Origin of the sequence: Streptococcus sp. 2022WUSS037, from assembly GCF_044427225.1 — a bacterium.
Lineage (GTDB): Bacteria > Bacillota > Bacilli > Lactobacillales > Streptococcaceae > Streptococcus.
Window position 1 is genome coordinate 1 of the sequence record NZ_JAOTGJ010000032.1, and the last position, 21103, is coordinate 21103.

The 21103-nt window shown below is 43.4% G+C and carries 25 protein-coding genes; 2 read left to right on the forward strand and 23 right to left on the reverse strand.

Features of this window, described 5'->3' with window-relative positions; genetic code table 11:
- On the forward strand, window positions 1–434 hold a 434-nt coding region (locus tag ODU55_RS09655), incomplete at its 5' end, for a transposase (protein WP_398582690.1).
- Between the two features lie 276 nt (window positions 435–710).
- Here ODU55_RS09655 and ODU55_RS09660 read toward each other — a convergent pair.
- The 10 genes from ODU55_RS09660 to ODU55_RS09705 all read right to left on the reverse strand — a co-directional run bounded on the left by ODU55_RS09660 (window position 711) and on the right by ODU55_RS09705 (window position 11340).
- Window positions 711–1097 (reverse strand): VOC family protein, encoded by a 387-nt coding sequence (locus ODU55_RS09660; RefSeq protein WP_398582691.1) that lies wholly within the window; start codon window positions 1095–1097, stop codon window positions 711–713.
- Entirely contained in the window at window positions 1097–3466 is a 2370-nt protein-coding gene (locus tag ODU55_RS09665) for a DNA translocase FtsK (RefSeq protein ID WP_398582692.1), read from the reverse strand. The genes ODU55_RS09660 and ODU55_RS09665 overlap by 1 nt, the downstream gene beginning before the upstream one ends.
- Before the next feature lie 122 nt (window positions 3467–3588).
- Entirely contained in the window at window positions 3589–4941 is a 1353-nt protein-coding gene (locus ODU55_RS09670) for a glycoside hydrolase family 32 protein (protein WP_398582693.1), read from the reverse strand.
- A 17-nt stretch (window positions 4942–4958) separates the two neighbouring features.
- Window positions 4959–6569 (reverse strand): ABC transporter substrate-binding protein, encoded by a 1611-nt coding sequence (locus ODU55_RS09675; protein WP_024415874.1) that lies wholly within the window; start codon window positions 6567–6569, stop codon window positions 4959–4961.
- A gap of 254 nt (window positions 6570–6823) precedes the next feature.
- On the reverse strand, window positions 6824–7711 hold the full coding sequence (locus tag ODU55_RS09680) for a carbohydrate ABC transporter permease (RefSeq protein WP_023369721.1): 888 nt from the start codon (window positions 7709–7711) through the stop codon (window positions 6824–6826).
- 9 nt (window positions 7712–7720) lie between these two features.
- Window positions 7721–8641 carry a sugar ABC transporter permease gene (locus ODU55_RS09685; protein ID WP_105182412.1) on the reverse strand — a complete coding sequence of 307 codons (921 nt, stop codon included), beginning with the start codon at window positions 8639–8641 and terminating at the stop codon, window positions 7721–7723.
- A 155-nt stretch (window positions 8642–8796) separates the two neighbouring features.
- Window positions 8797–9783: a LacI family DNA-binding transcriptional regulator gene (locus tag ODU55_RS09690; RefSeq protein WP_398582694.1), complete on the reverse strand. Its 987-nt coding sequence runs from the start codon at window positions 9781–9783 to the stop codon at window positions 8797–8799.
- A 156-nt stretch (window positions 9784–9939) separates the two neighbouring features.
- On the reverse strand, window positions 9940–10485 hold the full coding sequence (locus ODU55_RS09695; RefSeq protein ID WP_172083440.1) for a hypothetical protein: 546 nt from the start codon (window positions 10483–10485) through the stop codon (window positions 9940–9942).
- Window positions 10486–10863 (reverse strand): VOC family protein, encoded by a 378-nt coding sequence (locus ODU55_RS09700; protein ID WP_398582695.1) that lies wholly within the window; start codon window positions 10861–10863, stop codon window positions 10486–10488.
- An 84-nt stretch (window positions 10864–10947) separates the two neighbouring features.
- Window positions 10948–11340, reverse strand: a complete 393-nt coding sequence (locus ODU55_RS09705; RefSeq protein WP_306510541.1) for a DUF2500 domain-containing protein — start codon at window positions 11338–11340, stop codon at window positions 10948–10950.
- A gap of 103 nt (window positions 11341–11443) precedes the next feature.
- Here ODU55_RS09705 and ODU55_RS09710 point away from each other — a divergent pair, with 103 nt between their 5' ends.
- Window positions 11444–12247, forward strand: coding sequence for a peptidylprolyl isomerase (locus ODU55_RS09710; RefSeq protein ID WP_024377538.1), 804 nt, complete (start codon window positions 11444–11446; stop codon window positions 12245–12247).
- A 54-nt stretch (window positions 12248–12301) separates the two neighbouring features.
- On the opposite strand, the gene ODU55_RS09715 is transcribed toward ODU55_RS09710, so the two are convergent.
- From ODU55_RS09715 to ODU55_RS09775, 13 genes are all read right to left on the reverse strand, one after another.
- Window positions 12302–12847: an ECF transporter S component gene (locus tag ODU55_RS09715; RefSeq protein ID WP_024377539.1), complete on the reverse strand. Its 546-nt coding sequence runs from the start codon at window positions 12845–12847 to the stop codon at window positions 12302–12304.
- Window positions 12844–13692 carry a pyridoxamine kinase gene (locus ODU55_RS09720; protein WP_024376766.1) on the reverse strand — a complete coding sequence of 283 codons (849 nt, stop codon included), beginning with the start codon at window positions 13690–13692 and terminating at the stop codon, window positions 12844–12846. Before ODU55_RS09720 ends, ODU55_RS09715 begins: the two co-directional genes overlap by 4 nt.
- A gap of 196 nt (window positions 13693–13888) precedes the next feature.
- Complete coding sequence (locus ODU55_RS09725) at window positions 13889–14578, reverse strand: 5'-methylthioadenosine/adenosylhomocysteine nucleosidase (protein ID WP_024377540.1); 690 nt, start codon at window positions 14576–14578, stop codon at window positions 13889–13891.
- Between the two features lie 8 nt (window positions 14579–14586).
- A complete protein-coding gene (gene macP, locus ODU55_RS09730; protein ID WP_002936700.1) occupies window positions 14587–14907 on the reverse strand; it encodes a cell wall synthase accessory phosphoprotein MacP in 321 nt (106 codons plus the stop codon).
- The gene (locus tag ODU55_RS09735) at window positions 14882–15463 is read right to left on the reverse strand and encodes an NUDIX hydrolase (RefSeq protein ID WP_024377541.1); all 582 of its coding nucleotides are present in this window, start codon (window positions 15461–15463) and stop codon (window positions 14882–14884) included. The genes macP and ODU55_RS09735 overlap by 26 nt, the downstream gene beginning before the upstream one ends.
- An 8-nt stretch (window positions 15464–15471) precedes the next feature.
- A complete protein-coding gene (gene glmU, locus ODU55_RS09740) occupies window positions 15472–16854 on the reverse strand; it encodes a bifunctional UDP-N-acetylglucosamine diphosphorylase/glucosamine-1-phosphate N-acetyltransferase GlmU (protein WP_024411955.1) in 1383 nt (460 codons plus the stop codon).
- A 230-nt stretch (window positions 16855–17084) separates the two neighbouring features.
- Window positions 17085–17399, reverse strand: coding sequence for a hypothetical protein (locus ODU55_RS09745; RefSeq protein ID WP_398582696.1), 315 nt, complete (start codon window positions 17397–17399; stop codon window positions 17085–17087).
- A gap of 66 nt (window positions 17400–17465) precedes the next feature.
- Window positions 17466–17939 (reverse strand): ASCH domain-containing protein, encoded by a 474-nt coding sequence (locus ODU55_RS09750; RefSeq protein WP_398582697.1) that lies wholly within the window; start codon window positions 17937–17939, stop codon window positions 17466–17468.
- Window positions 17936–18487 carry a GNAT family N-acetyltransferase gene (locus ODU55_RS09755; RefSeq protein WP_398582698.1) on the reverse strand — a complete coding sequence of 184 codons (552 nt, stop codon included), beginning with the start codon at window positions 18485–18487 and terminating at the stop codon, window positions 17936–17938. Before ODU55_RS09755 ends, ODU55_RS09750 begins: the two co-directional genes overlap by 4 nt.
- Before the next feature lie 12 nt (window positions 18488–18499).
- Complete coding sequence (locus ODU55_RS09760; protein ID WP_398582701.1) at window positions 18500–19201, reverse strand: 3-oxoacyl-ACP reductase; 702 nt, start codon at window positions 19199–19201, stop codon at window positions 18500–18502.
- Entirely contained in the window at window positions 19194–19430 is a 237-nt protein-coding gene (locus ODU55_RS09765; protein WP_004194840.1) for a DUF2829 domain-containing protein, read from the reverse strand. Before ODU55_RS09765 ends, ODU55_RS09760 begins: the two co-directional genes overlap by 8 nt.
- A gap of 83 nt (window positions 19431–19513) precedes the next feature.
- On the reverse strand, window positions 19514–20338 hold the full coding sequence (locus ODU55_RS09770) for a hypothetical protein (RefSeq protein WP_398582699.1): 825 nt from the start codon (window positions 20336–20338) through the stop codon (window positions 19514–19516).
- A 1-nt stretch (window position 20339) separates the two neighbouring features.
- Window positions 20340–20963 carry a hypothetical protein gene (locus ODU55_RS09775; protein WP_398582700.1) on the reverse strand — a complete coding sequence of 208 codons (624 nt, stop codon included), beginning with the start codon at window positions 20961–20963 and terminating at the stop codon, window positions 20340–20342.
- Window positions 20964–21103 lie beyond the last annotated feature (140 nt).

Here is a 21103-nt window from a genome sequence, read left to right on the forward strand (position 1 = left end):
GCATTGATACTTATCTTTATCGTCACAAAGCTAGAGCACCTCGAGGGGAGAAAGTATACGACAAGGTAAGTGGACGCAGATTCGAAAGAATTTCGATAGTAGCTGGTCAAACTGGTTCTAAAATTATAGCCCCCTTGCTTTATCATGGAACGATGACAGCGGAATTGTTTATCAAGTGGTATCAGGAGCAGCTATTGCCATCCTTGACAGAACCTCATGTCATCATTATGGATAATGCAGCTTTTCATCCCAAGAAACAACTAGATGAGCTTGCAGTGGCTAAGGGACACTATTTTCTTCCGCTTCCACCTTATTCCCCTGAACTTAACCCAATTGAACGATTCTGGGCTGGATTGAAAAGAAGAGTGGCGGAACTATTAAGGAGATTTGATTCGGTAGAATATTGTTTGGAATACTATTTTAAAACTAAATGACTATATAGTCGAATGAATTAGCTTTCAGACAAAGAACTGAGGTGCAGGTTGCTAGCACAGCCTAGTGGCTGTGCTAGGTTGGAGATATAACTTGCAAAGCAAGTCACTTCTGCAGAGTACGGCAAGCCGAAAGTGACGATGTATCAAAGTTAATTCAAATGACTATAGATAGAACTGACCTTCATCAAATCAAGTCAACAGCGTATGATTTTGATTTTCTAAGAGTATTATTTAGTTGTCATATTGATAGGCCTCTCTGGACATGAAAAGATGGACTTATTCATGAATTTCTAGAGGGAGGCCGTCTGGATCAAAGAAGAAGGCCATTTTTTTACCATCAAAATCATCTGTTCGCAGGACTTCATGTCGGATGTCCAAACAGTCAAACTCTTCCAGACAGGCTTCCACATCTGCAACCTGGAAGGCTAGATGGCGTAGACCTGTATGTTCAGGATTGGGCATGGCCGGACGCATTGGTGCATCTGGTTTGATGAAGATTTCCAAGATCAGATTGCCTTTTTTGACATTGAAGAGAATATCATTTTTTTCTGGGCGAATATGTTCATCCACCTGTTCAAAGCCTAGTTTTTCAACATAAAATTCTCTTGTTTTGTCATAGTCACTACCGATAATTGCAATATGATGGACTGCTTCAAATTTCATTACTGTGTCTCCAATACCTTTCTAGGTTTTGTTCCTTCAGCTGGACCAATGACACCCGCTGCTTCTAGCTCTTCCATGAGGCGTGTTGCCCTGTTAAAACCAACAGACAAGCGTCGTTGAATCATAGAGGCGCTGGCTTTTTGTGTCTCAACTACCAAGGCACGTGCTTCGTCGAAAAGTGGATCTCCTCCAGCATCACCAAAACCTGCATCGCCATCACCTTCTGCCACTTCACCAGGATCAAAGGATTCATCATAATCTGCATCTGCCTGATCCTTGATAAAGCCAACTATCGCTTCTACATCATCATCGGATATAAAGGAACCTTGCAAGCGGACTGGATGGTTTTCATCAATCGGTTTAAAGAGCATGTCACCGCGGCCCAAGAGTTTTTCAGCACCATTTTCATCTAGAATCGTCCGACTGTCTGTACCGCTTGATACGGCAAAGGCGATACGAGATGGTACATTGGCTTTAATCAAGCCTGAAATAACATCAACAGATGGTCGCTGGGTAGCAAGAATCATGTGGATACCTGCTGCACGAGCCTTCTGTCCCAAGCGAATAATGGCATCTTCCACTTCCTTGCTGGCTACCATCATCAAGTCTGCCAACTCATCTACGATGACCACAATGAGAGGAAGTGGAATCTGTTTTTCTTCTGAACGGCTATTAAATTCTTCGACCTTCGCATTATAACCTTCTAAGTTTCGGACACCAATTTGGCTAAACAACTCATAGCGTTTCTCCATTTCATCCACTACTTTTTGAAGAGCTCGAGCAGCCTTGCGTGGGTTGGTCACAACGGGAATCAAGAGGTGGGGAATATCATTATAGACCGATAATTCGACCATTTTGGGGTCAATCATCATGAACTTAACTTGGTCTGGACCAGCTTTCATGAGAATTGAAGAGATGATACCGTTGACAGCAACAGACTTCCCTGAACCAGTTGAACCAGCCACCAATAGATGGGGCATACGTGCTAGGTTAAAGGAACGGACGGAGCCATTTACAGCCTTACCGAGAGGAATTTCCAGAAGCTTGTCTGGGTCGGTTTTAGATTGTTCCCAGAGCTCACGGAAAGGTACTGTAGCCACTTCGGAGTTTGGAACTTCAATACCGACCAGAGATTTTCCTGGGATAGGAGCTTCAATACGGACATCTTTAGCTGCAAGAGCTAGAGCCAAATCATCAGCTAGGTTAGAAATCCGATTGACTCGGACGCCGACTGCTGGTTTGACTTCATACTTGGTTACCGATGGTCCAATCTCAGCACGCTCAACCACCACCTTGATTCCAAAACTGGCAAAGGTGTCTTCTAAAACTTTAATATTCTGGCGAACAATCCGTTTTTCATTGGACTGACTCTTAGCTTTTATAGGAGCAAATAAGTCTATGGATGGAAGTTTATATGCTAGTCTCTGCTTAGGCTTGAAATCAATCTCCACATCTGTCTCGTCCTTCTCAAACTCATTTGGTTCAGAAGCCTGGCTTGCCGAGTTTGATTGTGCTGGTTGGTCATCTTCTGCCAACATAATAGGAAATTCATCTTCTATGTCTAAGTGGTCATATTCTGAAATAATCGGTACTTGAACAGGCTCTTCTTCGAGGATTTCACCCGTCTCTAAATCGACATGTCTATCTACCAGTGCCAAAGCCCGAGCTGACTCTTCCTCTTCCTCTAGACGAAGGCGTTCCTCTTCTAGACGAGCTAATTCTTGCTGACGTTTTTCTTCTCGTTCAGCCTTCTTCTGTGTTCGAAGCTCTGCTCTTTTTACCTGCGTCTCCACCAACTTATCTTTGGCAACCGCCAAGCCATCGGCAACATCATAAACAGACCATGGGCTTACAAAAAAGATACCAAATGCTATCACTAGAAGACCGATGAAGAAGGAACCGACATTTGCAAAGAGGAAGGAGACTGGCAGATAGAAGATACTTCCAATTATCCCTCCGCCTAGAAATGCTGTTACCTGAAACTTAGCTAGGTCTGACAAGGCCAATTTTAGAGTGTGACCGAATAAGTCACTCCCTTGATAAGTCCAGTCTAAGTAAGCCTGAAATTCAATTAATAACCCGATAACAATCAGCCAGAAGCCCGATATGGTCCCTTCTCTTTCGCGTAAGACTTTGGGAATAAGAAGGTAGATAAATGCACCCGCCAATAATAGATAGGCCAAACTACCAAATAATAGTCGGAAAATATTGTAGCTGGTCACTCCAAACACACCTAAGCGACTGGCTGCAAAGACAATGAATAAAAGCCCCAATACTCGAAGGGTGATATTTTTAACACGTTCTTGCTGTGCTAATTCTGCCTTGGTTGGTCGCCTCGTAGCCTTTCCTTTTTTACTCGTTTTTGCCATAAAATCCTCAACTTTCTCAATCTCTTTATTTTATCATAATTGAGAATATTTTTCATATCAGAAAAAGCCCTGCATTATACAGGACTTCTCTTGGAGTGAAAGAATAATTTAGGGGGGCAATGTTATTTAATAGTACGCTCACCTTCTACGTAGAAGGTTGATGTCAAGGTTTCTTGACCATCGTTAATAAAGATTTCCAAACAGTTGGTATCAATCAAGACTAGTAATTCTTTCGCTTCGACGGTCACTGCTCGGCGAACCGTTGACCACTCTTCTTCACCAGCTTGCTGGATTTTGAGGTGACTACGGTCAATATAGACTTCTTGGCTTTCCTTATCGTAGCCGAATTGCAGGTAATCTTGGTCGCTTCCAAGTTTTAGTTCCAAACTGTCTTCCAGTCTAAGAGAGAGCTTGCTTGGACCTTGGATACTTTGTCCAATTTCAATATCGCTGAAGGCTTCCAAGACACTTGTTGGCAGAACTTGGTGCAATCCGTTTTCAGTCTTCTTGAGAATGCGTGGAAGGGTCATCTGACCGTACCACTTATGGTCTAGGTCATTGGTCACCAACTTGCGACCCCAGGTGTGCATCCAGGCTACCATGACACGTTCTCCTTCTGGACCTTCGGTAGTCTGAGCTGCGTAAAAGTCATGTCCGTGGTCGATTTCCTTGAAGGAATCCGCCACAAAGACTTTCTTATCCCAGTCCACATGACCTGTCACAAAGATGTTGGAATTGATATTGATAAAGTCATTCCCGTCTTTTTGGTAACGCATTGGAGAGATAATCAGGTACTCTTGACCGTCCACTTCAAAGTAGTCAGGACATTCCCAGACAAAGCCTTGGTTGGCCTCACCTTTCAAGAAGATAGACTCAAATTTCCAATCCGTCAGGTTGGGAGAGCTGAGTAAGACGATACAGCCGACATTGTCCTTGTGCTTGGTTGCGACAACAGAGTAGTAGTGACCATCTTTCTCAAAAATCTTCGGATCGCGGAAGTCATTGGCAATCACTTCTTCTGGCAGTCCATCTGCTGTTGCGACTGGATTCTGCTCGATTTTTTCAAAGTGAATACCGTCAGTCGAGAAAGCCATGTTCTGAACTTGACTAACCGTCCCGTCTTCATTGACGATGTGACCTGTGTACATGAGCCAGAGGACATCATCTTTGACAATGGCAGAGCCCGAGAAACAGCCGTCTTTATCGTAAGCTTTATCAGGAGCTAGGGCAACTGGAAGTTGTTCCCAGTTGACCAAGTCCTTACTTTTCGCATGCCCCCAGTGCATCGGTCCCCAAACACTTTCGTAAGGGTTGAATTGGTAGAACAAATGGTATTCTCCACGGAAGTAGATAAATCCATTGGGGTCGTTCATCCAGCCTGTTTCTGGTGTCAGATGGGCTTGCGGTTTGAAAATCGGATTGACCTTTCCTTTTTCTGTCTGAATAAATTGATTGGCTTCTACTACTGTTTTCACAGGCAGCCTCCTTTTGATTACTGATTTTCTTTATACTGATCGTAGTATTTTTGCTTGATAGCTAACCAGTCAGAAAGACCATAGCTTTCCAATTCTTTCAAGTAGCTATCCCACTCTTCTTCGATGCCGCCGTTGACAATCCATTCTGCACGTTTCCGGTAGATGAAATCGTTCATATCTGCTTCAACCTGGGCAATCTTATCCAAATCTTCTTGTTCCATGAAGACACGAGGGTAGATGTCATCGTTGGTCACATAGTCAAGATAGGTTGCGTGCATCAAGTCCAAACGCCATTTAGCATCGTCTGGCATGGTTGTCACTGTACCGTAGTATTCGTCAAGAATAGCAAGAGGACCTCCAACTTCTGTCTTCTGACGTAATTCGCCTGGAGCTGTACCGTTCAATGGTAGGTGCTTAAGACTATTAGTTGCTGTGTCAAGTTCAAAGATGTTTTGTTGGTTTTCATCGCCATAGGTACCCCAGTTGTTTTGAACAGACTGGATTGGTTTGTATTGGGCATCAATCCATTTAGCAGTTAGTTCCAAGTTTTTGTTAGCTGAGGTAATGACCATGCGGTCGCGTTGGAAGCCCATACCGTTGGTACGTGTGATGTGCTTGGTCCCGTCAGGTCCTGCCAAAACTGGCAAGATGTCATAAGTATCATTCATACCGGTGATATTTGCCTTGTCCCAAGTGAAGTAAACACCGTATAGGTTTTCGCTACCTTTAGCCAAGTAAGTATTCCAGTCATGTTCGAAGGCTTCTGGGTCAATGAGACCTTTTTCTTGAAGGGTGCGCATGAACTCAACACCTTCTTTGTAGTCTTCGTTGTCCGCTGTAAAGTCAACGGTACCGTCATTGTTTACGACGATATGCTCATCGTTATCACCGACACCGAAGGCACCAAAGAGAATCTTGAAGTCTTCGCCGCCGTTACCGTTGACAAAGGACATTGGAATTTCATCCGCCTTGCCGTTGCCGTTAGGGTCCTTGGTCTTGAAGGCTTCAAGGACCTTGATCAAGTCATCTGTTGTTTTTGGCATTTCAAGACCAAGCTTGTTCAACCACTCCTTGTTAATCCAAGCAATATCGCTGACAGTATGGATAGACTCCTTGCCTTCACCTAACTCTTCAATCCATGGGAATGAGTAGATATGACCGTCTGGAGCTGTGATCATGGAACGGTACTCTGGATTTTCATCCAAAATTTTCTTGAGGTTTGGCATATGCTTATCAATCAAGTCTTCAACTGGTACGATAACCCCTTGTTTTGCCCAGTTCATCAATTCCACATCAGAAGCCCCGTCGTTATGGATGGCATCTGGCAAATCACCTGAAGCAATATCCAAGTTCCGCTTTTCACCAAAGTCAGACTGGTAGTTGGTCCAATCAATATGAACGCCAGTTTCTTCCTCAAGACGTTGGAAAATCAACTTATCATTAGGATCAGCTGGAGCTAGAGGGGAGCTAGCTGTCATAAACTTAAGCGTCACAGATTTCTCCAGCGGAAATTGAATATTTTTCAATTCATAATCAGGGCTTGATGCAGTATTTTTTGAGCCACAAGCAGCCAACAAAACGGTACTTGCTAGAAGCGTAACAACTGTTTTTCCAAATTTGTGTTTCATCAGAAACAACCTCCTATATTTGTAAATTGATTTTTTAGAATATCTTTCAGTTTCCTTTTATTACTAGCTCAAAAGGTTTTGAGAACCTTTTGAGGTGGGAAATAGAGGGAACTACGTTCCTATCAAAAAGCTGAAGACTGTACTGAAGTACGGCATAGCGAGTTCAAATAATACCTGATTATTTGAAGCTGGAGATAAGGAAACGAAGTTTCCTCTTTCGTCGACGTAAGAAAAGAGAAAACGAAAGATATTTATTAACCTTTTAATGAACCAGCCATGATCCCCTTATCAAAGTATTTCTGGAAGAATGGATACATGACAATGAGTGGCAAGCTAGAGATGACAATGGTCGCATACTTGATCATTTCTGCGATGCGTTTCATTTCATTCATGGCAGCCTGAGCACCAATCATGTCCTTAGCAGGCTCGCTTTGAATGAGGATTTTACGAAGTACTAGTTGGAGTGGCTCCAAGTCTGGATCCTTGATGTAAATCATGGCATCAAAGTAAGAATTCCATTGACCTACAAAGGCATAGAGGAAGAGCACAAACATGATTGGCTTAGCTAGTGGAATCATGATTTTCCAGAAAATCTGAAATTCATTGGCACCGTCCATAACAGCTGCTTCTACCAACTCATCTGGCAAGCCTTGGAAATAGGTCCGTGCCAAGATGATATTCCAAACATTGACTGCTCCAGGAATAATGATGGCCCAGACAGTGTTCAGCATTCCCAAATCTTTAACCAAGAGATAGGTCGGAACAAGTCCACCACCGAAGAACATGGTGAATACTAGGAAAGCATTGATCCATTTTTTTCCGACCAAATCTTTTTTAGAGAGTGGATAGGCAGTCATAACTGAGATAGCCACGGTCACGAAGGCAAAGGAGAAGGAATAAAAGAGGGAGTTGAAAAATCCGCGTAGGATAGACTTGTCTGAAAATACCCGTTGGTAACCTTCTACTGTCCAGTCCTTTGGATCAAAGCTAATGCCCTTGCTGACCAAGGCCTGCGGATCCATGAAGGATGCGACTAAGATATAGACCATAGGCACAACTGTTATGAGAACAAGAAATGCCAGCAAGATTTTATTGACAATCAGCATTCGCTTGTCAAATTTTGTGTACATTTGTGTATTCATACGAACCTCCTATAAGCCTTGTCCGTCGTTGATGCGTTTGACAATCTTATTGACTGCAATCAGCAGGATAATATTGATAAGTGCGTTAAATAAGCCAACCGCTGTTGAGTAAGAGTAGTCACCTGACACCAAACCGATTTTATAGACATAGGTTGAAATGATTTCAGAACTAGTTAGGTTGAGGGAGGTCTGCATCAGGAAGGCTTTTTCATAGCCAACGTTCATGATGCCCCCAGCTGCTAAGATAAACTGAATGACCATAACTGGTTTTAGTGCTGGTAAGTCAATATGCCAGATACGTTGGAAGATATTGGCACCGTCTAGCTTCGCTGCTTCAATCAAGGCCGGATCGACATTGACCAAGGTAGCCGTGTAGAGTGTTGACGCCCACCCCATTCCCTGCCAGATACCACTGAGGATGTAGAGGGGTCTAAAGAAATCAGGGTCTGTCAGGAAGTTGGCTTCAATACCAAATAGACTTAGGATTGAGTTAACCGGTCCTCCTACTGAGAAGAAGAGGAAAATCATACCGACGATGACCACGACTGAGATAAAGTTTGGAGCATACAGCACCAACTGAATCCGTTTTTTAGCCTTATCGCTCAATAGTTGGTTGAGCATGATGGCCAAAATAATCGGTGGAAGAAATCCTAGGAGCAGGCCGTAGACACTCAATTTCAAGGTGTTGGCAAGTAAGGTGCCGAAATTTGGAGAAGAGAGAAACTTGGTAAATTCCGAAAATCCAATCCACTCACTGCCTAGCACACCTTTCAAGGGATTATAGTCCTTGAAGGCAATCAGTACTCCGTACATAGGAATGTAACGGAAGATGAAAGTCAAGACCAAGCCTGGTAGTAACATCAGTAACAAGAGTTTCTGTTGCTTGATTCTATCGAATAGACTAGCTTGTTGCAGTTTTGATGTTTTCATAAGAACTCCTTTTTGAAACGTTTCAAATTTATTGATTTTAGAAAGAGGATGTGAACCTCTTTTTGAAACGTTTCATTTTTCTTGTAAAAATAAAACCAACTGTTTATTGATGATTTTATTTTACCATTGTAACCGTTTTCTGTCAACCCCTATTTTCAATTTTTTGTAGTTTTTCCTTCAAGATAGGAAATCGGTAGAGTGACTTGTAGGGGGCGCTCTCTTTTCTCAATAATATCAATTAGACAGGCAACGGCTTCCTGGGCCATAGACTCCAAAGGTTGACGAATGGTGGAAAGTTCTAGAGAGCGTTCACTTGCCAACTGAATGCCGTCATAGCCGATTACCTGCACATCTTCTGGAACCCGTCGTCCCAGTTTTTCCAAAACAGCAAGTGTGTCTAGGGCCGTAAAATCATTGATGGTGAAAATGGCGTCAACCTGTGGATTGTTAATCAGAAACTCTTCGACTTGACCGACAAAGTCATCATATGGCTCTTCCAAGTCCAAGACATGACAAGGAAAACCTGCCTCTAAAATTCGCTTTTCAAAATACAATCTACGCTTCTTGGTTTCGTTGATGGTTTTATTGTGTCCACCGATAAAGGCAAATTGGCTACCACCTTTTTCAATCAAGGTGTTCGCTGCCAGCTCCGCACCAGCTTGGTTGTCCGAGCTGACACAGGCTATGTCCTTGTTTTCATAAACACGATCGATACTGACAAATGGAATGTTGGAGGATAGGTAATCATCAATCGGGCTATAGGTGATAGCGATAATGCCGTCTACCTTGTTTTGTTGCAGCATAGTCAGATAATCCAGTTCCCTTTTTGGACCAGAAATATTGCAAAGGAGCAACTTGTAATTTTTCTTACTCAGTTCCACTTCAACATGATAGGCAAATTCTCCAAAAAAGGGATGCCAAACTGTCGGAATAATCAAGGCAATGGTTTCGGTCTTGTTCTTTTTCATGCCACGAGCATAGACATCTGGGATGTAATTCAATTCCTTAATGGCAGCATTGACTTTTTCAAGCGTACTTTCCTTGATACCTGGCTCATTGTTGATAACTCTTGATACAGTCCCAACGCTTACACCAGCAACTCGCGCAACGTCTTTCATGGTGATTGATTTTTGCTCTTCCATAGTTTACCCCTTTCTTTTGAAACGTTTCAATAATTTACACTAGAATATCATTGATAGCGTTTTCTGTCAAGAAAAATTGACTTGTTAGCAAATAAAAACACCCAAAAAGCTAGAATGATTCCAACTTTTGGGTGTCCTTCAAAAATCTTTTCTATTTTATTTGTACATCTTCTTCATTGGGTGCTTTGCAAGCACTTCTGGGTGATTTTCTAGAGCAGCTCTGCCTTTTTCCGTTAGGGCATAACCTCGGACGGTAAAGTAAGGAGCCAGTTTTTCTTCCGTCAAGTTGTCCTTGAGGGCAGTGTCCAGGTCTGCCGCCTTCATCTTGGACAGGCCTGTCACGCCTTCTGCTTTGAGGATATTTTTCTTGGCAGTCGAAGTGATGTGGTCTAGGGAAGCAAAGGCTGACTCCACATAGACATAACCGTCTGCAATCAACTGCTCCATGTGAGCAGGACCATTGATGCCATACATATACTCGAAATATTTTGAGTAGGGTGTCGTCGTTTCAAAAGAACCCAGGCTAATCCGCCATAGCAAAATAATATCTCCCGGCAAAATTCCTTCTTCTAGCCGAACCATATTGCGTTTGGGAACGGGCTTGGCCTCCAAGAGCCAGGCTGCCAAGTCACGCTCGGGGGAGATATAGGGTTTGACCTCGTGGTCTTTATACATTTCTTCAACACGATTCTGGAGTGACATTTACTTTACCTCACGAATTGCGTAATAATTTCCATCATTGTCTGCAAAGCTAACTACCTTCATGAAACCAAGGTCCATGACTGGATTCGTTGTGACACCACGTTCAACAAGTTCTTCGTAAGTTTTGGCTACATCTACTGATGCCATCAAGATGGATGGAATACCAAGAAACATCTCTGGATGCATTTCAGCAACTGCTGCCTTATCATGAAGAACAAATTGTACCTCACTATCTGATTTAGGTGCAATAATGTAAGAAGTTTGGGGGCCTTGCACTTGTTTTTCTACACGTTCAAATCCCATTTTCTCTTTCCAAAATTGAGCTGAAGCCTCAATATCATTCACATATAACATAACTTGTCCGATTGATTGAATCATCTTAAATACCTCTTTTGCATTGTACGAACATGTGTTCAAACCATTATACACTAGATAGGGATATTCTCCAAAGAAAAACGACTCTTAGAGCCGTTCAAAACCTAGGAAACGAGTCCCCTGAAAATGCAGGGTGCCTACATCTCCCTCTGCTAAAAGGGCATATTCATCTGAACGAAGGCGAAATTCCTGCCGTTTTCCCTCCCATTCAAACGTTACATAATAATTGGTTCGTGCTACTTCGTTACCAAAAACATGGGTTCGTTTAGAGACAAGCTTAGCCTTACAAGATTCTTTGGGCGCCCGATTGTTGTGGTGCCATTCCATAAAATTTTTAATAATATGGAAACAAACCGTCGCTAATATGATCGCGGAAAAACTGTAGAAAAGGGCCGTATGCCATACTAGGCTTCCATCTGGGGCAAACAAGTTCTCAAACATCATTATTCTCCTTTTGTATCTATAAATATAGTATATCATATTATTGTTTTAGATGCGCTTTTTATACTAGATAAAAATTGAAAAAATCCATATTTCATGGTAGAATGAGCATAATTTTGAACAAGACAAGAAAGGATTTTCAATGAAAAAAGTACTAGTTCTTGCTCTAGCTTCGAGCATCTTGCTAACTGCCTGCACAAACAACTCGACAGCTAATAGCTCATCTTCTGCAGCATCTAGTTCTAGTCCAAGCTCGACTACGACAGCTGATACAACTGCTTCTAGCCAATATGCCAAAGATTTGGCATACGCCATTAACAATCCCAAAGCTACATTCCCCCAACTTTCCAATGAAATTGGTGAAAATGAGGCTGCTGTTAAAATAAAGACAACCGAAGGCGACATCACTATAAAACTCTTCCCCGAGCAAGCACCACTAACTGTGGAAAACTTTCTGACTCATGCGAAGGAAGGATACTATAATGGAACGATCTTCCATCGTGTCATTAAGGATTTCATGATTCAAGGTGGCGATCCTCTTGGAAATGGTACTGGTGGAGAATCTATCTGGGCCGGAAAAGATACTACTATCGATGCCGGGAATGGTTTTAAAGACGAGATTTCAGCTTTCCTTTATAACATTCGTGGCTCACTTTCTATGGCAAATGCTGGTGCAGGAACAAATGGAAGTCAGTTTTTCATCAATCAAAATACAACAGACATGTCTAGCCAACTTTCTAGTTCTAGCTATCCTGGTAAAATCATTGATGCTTATAAAAACGGAGGCAATCCAAACTTAGATGGCAAGCATACCGTATTTGGTCAAGTCATCGAAGGGATGGACATCGTAGATAAAATCGCTTCCGTCGAAACAGATGATAGCGATAAACCTAAAACAGATGTAAAAATTGAGTCAATTGAGATCATTAAAGACTACACTAACTAGGTCAGACCAATAAAAAATGAAAACTTGAGAATTTCCTCAAGTTTTCATTTTTTATTACAATTGTTTTCCTTGTTTTCCATTATATAAACCCTTGAATACTTGATAGAGGATTGGTACAGCAATGATGGTCGTAATTGCAGTGCCATAGGTTCCTAAAATCCTACCCAAAGCAGCTAAAAATGATGCTGATGGCGTTAGTCCACCGACTAAACTACCCGTCAATGTGTACTTCAACAGGTTCAAGATAATTTTTGTGAGGGCTGCAACTATCCCAACCAACATAATATTTGATAGACTATCGTTTGCCTGTAGGAATTTCTCATAAAATAGGTGGAGGACAAAACAGACAATGAGTGATTCTAGAATGGTAATCCAAGCAACGGAAGCATATCCCGACAGTAAATCGAAGATGCCTAGACCGAGTGAGGCTGCCAGCGCCCCTTTTTTGGCACCAAAGATTAGTACTCCTACTACCACCAGAGCATTGCCTAGATGGACAAATTGACTCCCAAAAGGAATACGAATAAAGAAGACAACCACACAAATAAGGGCTGCAAATAGGCTAATTTCTGTTAATTGACGCAATTGACTCTGTTTCATAATTTCTCCTTTAATGTTTGAAATGCCTGCTGTAATTCTGCTAGAAAAGGTTCAAAGGAAATCCCAAATTTCAAGTCTCTATCCAAAGCAAGGGTACGCTCTAAACTCTTGTCGATAAAATCTAAAGCTAGAGGGATAGCTTGATGGAGATTGATTTGTTGGATGGTTGCTACAGCCAACAAGGTAGATAGAATGTCACCTGTTCCAAAGAAATTTGCTGGATATTTTTTAGACATATAGGTAGTTATTTCCCCTGTTTCCTGCTGAAAATAGGCTACACCTATTTGGCTATCATCAAAGGAAATCCCGGTCAGTACAATATCTGCAGATACCTGCTCCGCTAAAGCTTCCAGTAAGTCCTCAATAGCCGCCCTATCGTAGCAAGCTCCCAAATAATCCCTCCCTGTCAAAAAAGCTGCCTCTGTTACATTGGGAAGAATGAGCTTGGCCGACTGGATCAACTCTTTCATGGCTTCTACATAGGTAGATGTGAAACCTGTATACAACTTCCCTCCATCCCCCATGACCGGATCAACAATCAATGGTGTCTCTGTTTGTTTCGCATACATGGCCAATTGACTTAGTTGCTGAGGATTTCTACAGTAGCCAGACAAGATGCCTGCCAACTCCAAATTCAAGTTCTTCCACTGTTCAAAATAGGCTCGATTCAAGTCAGTCATATCTTCAACGACAACATCTGGAAAACCACCCGTATGAGAAGAAAGTAGTACCGTTGGTAAAAGAATCGTTTCTACCTGACAGGCTGCTGCAATTGGGATGCTAGTGGCTAGGGCAACCTTACCCACACCAGGCAAATCATTTGCAAGCAATAATCGCTGAACCATAACAACCTCCTAAATTATTTTTCTTAAACAAAATTGTAAAGTATTTTCACGAGCTTTTCAATAACTCTTATCAGAAATTGTATGGGGACAGATGGCTGAAACCTTATAATATAGGGCTCAAATTACTGCATAAGAAAAACAGTAACAACTTCTTGCTACTGTCATCCTATTTCAATGTATTGTTGTCAAAATCTGCTTAATTTTTCTCCAGAAAGGCAATCAGGGTCTGGGCAGAACGTTCTCCTGCTTGAATGATAAATTCATCAAAGGTGATATTGGCATCTCCCTGAGCTGTGTCACTCATGGCACGGATAACCAAGAATGGCTTACCTGTATTGACAGCTGCTTGAGCGATAGCTGCTCCTTCCATCTCTACGGCAAGGACTTCTGGAAAATGTTCCTTGATGCTGGCAATCCTATCTTGACCTGCGATAAAACTGTCACCTGTCACAATCAGACCCACATGACTAATCATTTCCTGCTCTGCTAAAACGGTTCTTAGCTGTTCTAACAAGACTTGGTCGGCTGGATAATACAATTCCTGCCCTGCCATTTGCCCGTAAGCATAGCCGAAAGCCGTCACATCCACATCGTGGTAAGCCAATTGATTCGCTACAACCACATCACCGATGGCAATACCTTCGGCAACAGCTCCTGCCGAACCTGTATTGACAATGACATCAACCGAAAAACGATCTGCCAAAACAGCCACGGACATAGCTGACATAACCTTACCGATACCTGACTGAACAAGAACGACTTCATGTTGACCGATTCGTCCCTGATAGTAAGTTCGACCCAAGACATCGATTTCAGTTGCATCTTGTAGATGCTCGACCAAAATCTTTAATTCCTGAGGCATGGCTGCGATAATTCCAAATTTCATCTCTTCTCCTAAATAAATAATACTGCAATGATAAACATTATCAGTAAGATGATGACCCAAAAAAGGATTTTGTTTACCTTACTGCGGAAAGCTTCTCGCTTGATGGTTTCGATACGGCGACTTTTTACTACAGTAGGTTTGACCGGGATTCGGATCGTTTGTCCCTCTTCATATCCCTGATAATCTTCTTCTAGATATGGATCGAATAGAGCATCATCCATTGATATATCCTGGTTTGGACGATAGTGCCCAAACTGGCTAGATTGGTCGGAATACTGTTTCTTTTTCACTTTCTCTAAAATTTCATCCGTCAACAAGGGCTTGCCCATTGCTAGTTTCCTGCTTTCTCATGAGTTGTAAATATTGGATAGCCATGATGGTCTTTGCATCACAAATATCGCCAGTAGCCACCAAGTTCAAAGCCTCTTCCAAGGTTACCTCATGTAATTCGATAACCTCATCTTCATCCATTGGACGAGGATTTTCAACCTTGATAAGGTTATCTGCTAAATAAAGGCGAATTCGTTCATTACAGAAACCGATGGCTGAATAGAAATCTGCCAACAAGGTCAGTTTGTCACTAGTATAGCCTGTTTCTTCTTCTAATTCACGCAACGCAGCATCTTCAAGCGTATCTTCTTCGCCTAGCTCCAATTTCCCCGCCGGAATTTCATAAATAGTACGTTCAATGGCCTTGCGGTATTGTTTGACCAAAATCATTTTACCTTCTGGGGTAACGGCTAAAACGCAAACTGCTCCCTTGTGGAAAATGAGTTCGCGCTTACCAGTTCCACCATTTGGCAAGGCAACATCATCTACTACTACATCAAAAATATGCCCTTTAAAAATTTCTGTCCGCTCAATGGTTTTTTCTTCAAAATTCATATGATTACCTATTTTTGACTTGGATGGAACGGAAAACGAGTCGCATAACCTTCTTTGTTTTCTTGACGACCACGACCAATACCGATGGCATCCTCTGGAATGTCTTTTGTAATGACAGAACCTGCAGCCAACAAGGCGTTGTCCCCAATAGTTACTGGTGCGATGATGGTTGAGTTAGAGCCAACAAAGGCATTATCTCCAACGGTTGTTTTAAATTTATTTTTACCGTCGTAGTTGACCGTGATGGTACCAGCACCAACGTTAACATTATTGCCAATCGTTGCATTTCCTAGATAGGTCAAATGACCAGACTTCGTTCCTTGACCAAGTGTAGAGGCCTTGATTTCCACAAAATTTCCAACGTGAACATCTTTTTTCAAGAGACTGCCTGGACGAATATGGGCGTATGGTCCCACCGTCACACCTTCTTCAATGACAGATTCTTCAATGTCTGAGTTGCTGATGACGACATCTGCTGCAATTTTCGCATCGCGTACACGAGTACCATTGGTTAAAACAGTACGTTCACCAATCACAGTTTGCCCTTTCAAGACAACATTAGCTTCGATAACAGCTTCTGCACCAATCTCAACATCAATATCAATATAGGTTGCATCTGGGTTGATAAATGTCACTCCATTGACCATGTGTTTTTCATTGATTCGTTTGCGCATAACAGCTTCTGCAGTCGCAAGAGCGACGCGATCATTGACACCCAAACTTTCATCAAAATCACGCAATACATAAGCACCAACCTTCTCGCCTGCCTGACGGAAAATCGAAATAACATCTGTCAGATAGTATTCACCTTGGGCATTGTCCGTATTAATATCTTTAAGCGCTTCAAAAAGACGTTTATTATCAAACAAGTAGGTTCCTGTATTGATTTCTTTCACTTGTTTTTCAAAATCGTTGGCATCTTTTTGCTCAACAATTTTTTGCACTTCCCCATCAGCATTGCGAATAATCCGACCATATCCGAATGGGTTATCAGCCTGAGCTGTCAAGATAGTCGCAACATTCTTATGGCTGACATGAAAGTTAATGAGGTTCTTCAAGCTTTCTCCTGTAATCAGCGGTGTATCCCCTGCGATAACAAGGGTCTGACCTTCCAAACCTGCAAGAGCTGGCTCAGCCATCATAACGGCGTGGCCTGTCCCCAGTTGTTCAGATTGAAGGGCAAACTCTGACTGCCCTTCGAGAACAGTCTGCACCAATTCCGCCTTGTGCCCCACAATCGTCACGGTTTTTGCAGGTTCCATGGCATCCACTGCACGCTTTACATGCTCCAACATGGTAATTCCTGCCACCTTGTGTAAAACCTTTGGCAAGTCAGACTTCATACGAGTTCCCTTACCCGCTGCTAGGATAATTGCGTAGTTATTGCTCATAAGTATCTCTCTTTTCAATAGTATAATCCTATTATAGCAAATTTTGATGTTTTTGGAAAATTGCAGAACTCCAATTGTCTGGGAGACAGTTGGAGGTTGGAAATGAAGCAACCCGTTAGTTACATTAAGGATTGGGGAAAATTTGGAAGTCGGAAATGGCTCGAACATAATTCGCTTCAGTCGTAGAAGACTATTTAGATATAAAAAAGGAGCCTGAGCTCCTTATAATCTTAATGAAATAGCTGAAATCCTCTTTGACCATCTGCTCTTGCTTGCTCCGTCAGGGCTTTAAATTCCTCCCAGACAGGGCGTTCTTGGTCTGTAAAACGGAGATTGGCGCCTGGAAGACTAGCCTTGGAAATCATCTGAACAAATCCTGACAAACTATTTGCCAAAGCCACTCCTTCCTTACTAGCCACCTCTTCCTTGGCCACAAGCAAGGCCGACTGCAATTTCTCCGTCAGTTCTTTGCCGATTGATTCCTCTTTCCCAGCCAAAATGGGAGAAAGCTGGTCCAATAACTCAATGATGCGTTTTTTATCCATAGCAAACTCCTTGGTTTGTTTTTTATATTATTATACAATAAAATCAAGGTACTCACAAGTGAAAACTTACATTTTAGGGTATACCAATTCAAATTCTTCACAGACAACCAGCATATCTTCTGAGAAGGTCAGACCTGCTTCCGCCAGCCAGATTGTGAAAAGTTCTTCGTGGACCTGCCGCCAGTGAGCCAAACTTTTCTCTTTTACGACGGATAATTCACCTTCCTGACGGAACTCGCCCTCCTTATAGGCATGGTCCGCTGTCACTTGGGAAAAGGGCGTCACATAGACCTTGATGGTCTGGATGATGCACACAGCCTGACCTTGCCCATCGAGAATGATGTCGTAGCCACCAGCCGTCGGGATTTCTTCTCCCTCGACTGCGTAGAGGGCATGGGCAGAGCTGGTCGAGGTTTTGATGCCTCTAGCCACCAAGTTAGCCAGTCGATCAGCTTCCGCCCCAAAAGCCCAGGCCTCTGGCTCAGGACCTGCTTGGGGATTGATGGCAAGAAATTCTTGCCAGAGTTGTGTTGGGGTCATGGTTTTTCCTTTCTAGAATACCATTCCTCTCGCGTCAATAAACTCACTCGTTCGGTACGAACTTCATCAATGAGTGGGAAATGCACATCTTCCAAGAGGTATTGGTATACAAAACCCAGCTTTTCTTGTACACGCAGAGACTTACTATTTTCTACAAAAGCACGGCACCAAATCTTGTCTAAACTCAACTGGGAAAATCCGTAATCCAGTAAAACTTGACTAGCTTCTGGAATGAGACCTTGTCCCCAAAATCCCTGGCCAAGCCAGTAGCCCAGTTCTGCTTCTGAATCTGGCAAATCAAGCCCGCTCTGCTTGCCAATCATCAGGCCAATACTGCCAATCACCTGGCCTGTTTCTTTGAGGACAAGGGCATAGGTTTCGGGTTGACTGAAGACTGTCTTGATAATCTCTCGACTTTCTTCCAGACTTTGATGAACTGGCCAACCTGCTGCGGGTCCTACATCTGGATGACTGGCCTGAGAAAATAAGTCAACTGCGTCTGACTCGCTCCAAGGACGGAGCAACAGACGATTGGTTTCTAACATCATATGATAACCTTTCTACTTCAAACTCCAGCCGCCGTCAATGGTGATAATCTGGCCTTGCATGGAAGCGAGCTTGCCAGTAGCCAGCATGAAGGTTAACTCTGCAATCTCTTGAGGCTGGGTCCAGCGTCCGATAGGGGTCTGGTCTGCCACCCAGTCAGCTAGTCCTCCAGGCTCAAAATCCTTCTGCGTCATCCCTGTCCGGACGGCTCCAGGGGCAATGCCAAAGACCTGGACCTTGTCCTTGGCATAGTCCAGTGCCAACTGCTTGGTAAAACCGGCCAAAGCGTGCTTGGAGGCGGTATAGGCTGAGCCTCCGCCGCCTGCAAGGCTAGAAGCAATGGAGCACATATTGATAATGATGCCGGACTGTCTGTCCACCATTTGCTGCAGATAGGGACGAGTCAGTCTAGTCACCGCAAAAAAATTAACCGCGAAGATGCGAGCTAATTCATCCTCCTCAATATCGAGGTGGGGGCGGTAATCGTCTAGAATACCTGCGGTGTTACAGAGAACATCGACTACTGTCTGGCACCATGAAAAGACTGGGCTTAAATCGCCAGTCAGGTCCAGCTGTAGAAAGTGGAAATCGCCTGCCAAATCAGGCTTGTCGGCCTGATCAATCCCGTAGACACGCCAGCCATTTTCCAAAAAAATCTCCGCCTGAGCTAGTCCAATGCCGCTGGAAACGCCGGTGATGAGGGCTGTCTTAGTCATGGACTTCCACCCAGTCGGTCGCAAGGACGTCGCAGGGGGTCGGGCTCCACATGGAGAAGCCTTCGCCCTCGCCTGTCACGTTGATGAGGAAGTAGGGGGTCGCCTCCAGCTTTTGTCCGTGTACCTCAATGGTGTCAAAGAGCTGGACGTAGTTCTCCGCTCCGCCCCAGCCTGTGCGAACGTACTTTTTCTTGGCCTTCAAGCCTGGTAAAATCTCTTCAAATGTCATGGTTTTCTCCTTTGTTGCTTTTCTCTCTTTCAACCATTATACCAAAAAATCAGACCACCCTAAAGAGTTGCCTGATCGTATTTCTACCCCACATTCTCCTTTTTCAATAGGAAAAATGTGCCTGCAAGTGTTGAGAAAAAGGCAAGAAGCATAAAGAGCAGAGGCAACCAACCAGTCCAGTCCTGCGGTCCATAGCCAAACTGGCTGGCCAGCAGCTGACTAAAGCCGCTGAGAACCGTTAGGACATAGGCTGGAATCAAGGTATCTACAATTTCTGACTTACTGCGATAGTAGAAGAGACCAGCTACGATCCCTAGAATCACCAAAAGACTGGCCCACAAGGGCAGAGGAATGCCCTCATAAAACTGCCGACTAATCCAAAAACGCAAGACAATCAACCCCACAAAGCTAAGCCCCCAAGTCCCCATCAGCAGATAGGACTTGATTTTTGACCGTTCATAGACTAGGTTCTTTAGGATGAAAAAAGCAGAGCTGGGTAGAATGAGCGCCAGAAGCAAATCGCACAGCAAGCCCCGCCATTCTAGGACCATTTCACCAGTCACTCCAAACAAACCTAAGAAAAAACAACTAATATAGACAAGGGAAATCAATCCTGTTAACCGCAGACCATAGTACCAGCGAATGGGCGGCAGGTCAGACAAGAGTTCATCCGCCATTTGCTTGCTGTCTTTGCCTAAAAAATCCTCTGCTGACTGACCGTCTGCTTGGGCATCCAAGACATCTTGGTAGATTGAAAGCAAGAGTTCGGTCGCCCTTTCCTCCTGCTCATGAAAGGCTGATGCCAATATCAAGTAAGCATGGAGCTTACGCATATAGGCCTTGTTTTCCTTGGTCAACTTCCCCTGTAAGTTGCTAATAGTATTCAAATTTTCCTGTTGTTTGTTCATTCTACTTCTCCTTTTTCGATACCAACAACCAAACACCTAGCCAACTAGAAATGGCAGGAATGAGCAACAATAGTAAGTTTAGCCAAACTGGAACGGTCATGACCATATTTACCACACCGCCAACAATCATAAAGAGATAGGTCGGTAAAAAGATATAGCGGACTAATTTTTCCTTTTGGAAAAATAGCAGAGCGAGACCGAGCAAGGTGAGTGGCACTAGAAGCCCCCAGCCAGTCAAGACTAGGTCAGGTTCCTTGGGCATTGCCCAGAGACGAAGTCCACAAATCACGAGAAAAAGAAAGGGGATGCAGAGAAAACTTGCCCAAACCTTGATTTTGTTGGTCTGGTAAATTAAACCGCGAATGATGAGGAAAATCCCAGCGGGGAGGAGGAGGCTAAGTACCGCGTCGCAGATCAAGCCCAGCCAGTTGAGGGAGATGGTTCCTGTCCCTGCAAAATCCATCAGCCATTGGCTACCGAGGTAAATGATGAGCATGAGGCCACTCAGGTTTGCGACTTCCCTGAAACCAATCGGAGGGAGGTAGCTGAGTAGGTCATCCGCCATCTGCTTGCTGTCTTTGCCCAGAAAATCCTCCGCCGAAAGCGAACCCACTGAAAAAGTCATCAACTTGATGGCTTTTTTTGCTATACTAGAGTCGAGGTGATTCCTATGCTTGATAATCAAATTCAGTTAGATCTTAGTTCCTATTCTCCCCTGTATGATATTGTTGTTCCCAAAAATCATTTTTTACGGCAGCTAACGGA